Consider the following 3,014-nt stretch of genomic DNA (forward strand, 5'->3'; position numbering starts at 1 on the left):
ATTGCGTCAAGCTGAATAGTTCGGAAATTGAACTTTTTAGCCGGTCTCATACCGGGGTCGCTCATTGCCCATGTTCGAATTGTAGACTCGGGTCAGGCATTGCTCCGGTGCGGGCGATGCGGGATTCCGGGGTGAATGTCGGTCTGGGGGTCGATGGATCGGCCAGCAACGACGCCGGCAACCTGATCGCCGAGGCGCGGCAGTCGATGCTGTTGCAGCGGGTGGTGAACGGTGCCGATGCGATGAGCGCGCGCGAGGCGCTGGAGATCGCCACGCGCGGCGGCGCGGCGGTGTTGGGCCGCGATGATTGCGGCCAGATCCCTGTCGGAAAACGCGGCGATATCGCGATCTGGGATGTCACCGGCGTGGACAGCGCCGGAAGCTGGGACAAGGCAGCGCTGTTGCTGGCCGGGCCGACGCGGGTGCGCGACCTGTTTGTCGAGGGCCGTCAGGTGGTGCGCGACGGGCAGGTGGTCACCTTTGATCTGGCGCAGGCGATCGCCACGCAAAACCGGCTGGCCGCGGCGCTGGCGGCGGGCTGAGCGCAGGTGAGTATTTAGACCAAGAAAAAGACCAGCCTAGCGTAGCATCATCCGGCCATTCACCCAAGTGGCGCGGATCGCGCGGTCGTCGCCCATCATGATGGTGGGAAAGAGGGCCTCCCACAAATCATTGGCCTCGGCATGGCGCTGGGCGATGGCGGGGGTCGAGGCGAGGTCGAGCACGATCAGATCGGCCTCAAGCCCCGGCGCAAGATTGCCGATCAGGTGATCCAGATGCAGCGACCGTGCCGCGCCCTGTGTCGCCAGCCAATAAAGTTGCGACGGGTGCAGCGGGTTGTGGCGCAGTTGCGCGATCTCATACGCGGCGGCCATGGTGCGTAGCATCGAGAAGGACGAGCCGCCGCCGGTATCGGTGGCAAGGCCGATGCGCTGGCCCTGCGCCATCAGCCCGGCCATGTCGAACAGGCCCGAGCCGATGAACGTGTTCGAGGTCGGGCAGTGGATCAGGCTGGCGTCGGCCTCTTTCAGGCGGTCGCGCTCGCGGTCCTCAAGATAGATCGCGTGCCCGAACAGCGCGCCGCGCCCCAGCAGCCCGTGCTGTTCATAGGTGTCCAGATAGTCGCGGGCGTCGGGGAACAGCGCGCGCACCCATGCGATTTCATCCAGCTGTTCGCTGAGGTGGGTCTGCATCAGGCAATCGGGATATTCCGCCCAGAGCGCGCCAAGTGCGGCAAGCTGATCCGGGGTGGATGTCGGCGAAAAGCGTGGCGTGATTACATAATGGTTGCGGCCATTTGCGTGCCATTGTTTCAGTAGTTTCTTAGAATCGTCATAGGCCGATTGCGGCGTGTCTTGCAGGCCTTCGGGGGCGTTCCGATCCATGCAGGTCTTGCCGCCCAGCACCCGCATCCCGCGCGCGCTGGCGGCGGTGAAATAGGCGTCGACGCTGGCGGGATGGATGGTGCAATAGCTGCAGACCGTGGTGGTGCCATTCGATAGCAGCAGATCGAAATAGCGATTGGCGATCAGGTCGGCATGGGCGCGGTCGGCAAAGCGCATTTCCTGCGGGAAGGTATAGTCGTTCAGCCAGTCGATCAGCCGCTTGCCCCAGCTGGCGATCATCGCGGTCTGCGGGTAATGCGCATGGGCGTCAATGAACCCGGCGGTGATCAGGCCATCGCCGAAATCGTGGACCGTGGCGTCGGGGTGGGCGCGGCGCAGATCGGCCCCGTCACCAACCGCGGTGATGCGGCCACCTTCGATCAGCACGCCGCCATGGGCGTTATGCCGGGCAGCGTCAGGGCCGCTTTGAAACGGGTCATCGGCGAATCCAAGCGTTTGGCCCAGGGCAAGGGTTTTTCCGGTCATTGTGCACCTCGTGAATTATGCCCAGCCTATGCTGCTGCATCTGCGAGGTAAATCTCACATTCTGCCCTGTTTCTTGAGCAAAGGTTTCGCTAAGGTTCGCGCAAGTTATCGGGGGCAGGTCATGTTGGACGAGAATATCGAGACGGAGGAAAGCGAAGACGATTACGCGCTGAACAACCGTGTCGTCTCGGCAATCCGACTGGCTGTTGCGGCGGGCGACAAGGACAAGCTGGCAGAACTGCTGGAAAACCTGCACGCCGCTGATATCGCCGACCTTTTGGAGCAGGTGGATAGCGGGCTGCGGCGCGAGATCCTGTTGCTGGGCGCCGGTCACATCGACGGCGAGGTTCTGACCGAGATCGACGAAGCGATTCGCGAAGAGGTCATCGAATTCCTGCCCAGGGATGTGCTGACCGAAGCGGTCCGCGATCTGGAATCGGATGACGTTGTCGATCTGGTCGAGGATCTGGAAGAAGACCAGCAGACGGCGATTCTGGAGGTTCTGGAAGACGCTGACCGGGTGGCGGTCGAACAGGCGCTGGCCTATCCGGAATATTCTGCCGGTCGTCTGATGCAGCGCGAGGTCGTGGCTGCGCCCGAGCATTGGAATGTCGGCGAGGCGATCGATTTCCTGCGCTCCAGCAAGCGCGAGCTGCCGGATCAGTTCTATCACATCATCATCGTTGATCCGCGGATGCGTCCGGTGGGCTATGTGACGCTGGGCAAGTTGCTGGCCAGCAGCCGCAAGGTGCCTTTGATTGATCTGGAAGAGGAAAGTTTCCGGATCATCCCGGTGACGCAAGCTGAATCCGAGGTCGCTTATGCCTTTAACCAATATCACCTGATCTCGGCCCCGGTGGTCGATGACGACGGCCGGCTGGTCGGGGTCATCACCATCGACGACGCGATGATCGTTCTGGATGAAGAACACGAAGAAGACATCATGCGTCTGGCAGGTGTCGGCGAAAGCAGCCTGTCGGACCGGGTGATCGAGACCACCAAGCGGCGTTTGCCATGGCTGGGGGTGAACCTGATCACCGCGATTCTGGCGTCATTGGTGATCGACCAGTTCGAAGGCACGATCACGCAACTGGTGGCACTGGCGGTGTTGATGCCGATCGTGGCCTCGATGGGCGGCAATGC

3 protein-coding genes are annotated in these 3,014 nt (G+C 62.1%); 2 read left to right on the top strand and 1 reads right to left on the bottom strand.

The features are described 5' to 3' along the window. A partial coding sequence (locus tag ABYW26_RS12685) for an amidohydrolase family protein (protein ID WP_372605268.1) occupies positions 1-542 on the top strand: 542 nt, incomplete at its 5' end. A 36-nt stretch (positions 543-578) separates the two neighbouring features. Here ABYW26_RS12685 and guaD read toward each other — a convergent pair. Then, positions 579-1,871: a guanine deaminase gene (guaD, locus tag ABYW26_RS12690; protein WP_372605269.1), complete on the bottom strand. Its 1,293-nt coding sequence runs from the start codon at positions 1,869-1,871 to the stop codon at positions 579-581. Positions 1,872-1,992: 121 nt separating this feature from the next. Here guaD and ABYW26_RS12695 point away from each other — a divergent pair. Continuing rightward, positions 1,993-3,014, top strand: a 1,022-nt coding sequence (locus ABYW26_RS12695) for a magnesium transporter (protein ID WP_372605270.1), incomplete at its 3' end; no start/stop codon positions are given.

This window comes from Actibacterium sp. (assembly GCF_041584535.1).
GTDB lineage: Bacteria > Pseudomonadota > Alphaproteobacteria > Rhodobacterales > Rhodobacteraceae > Actibacterium_D.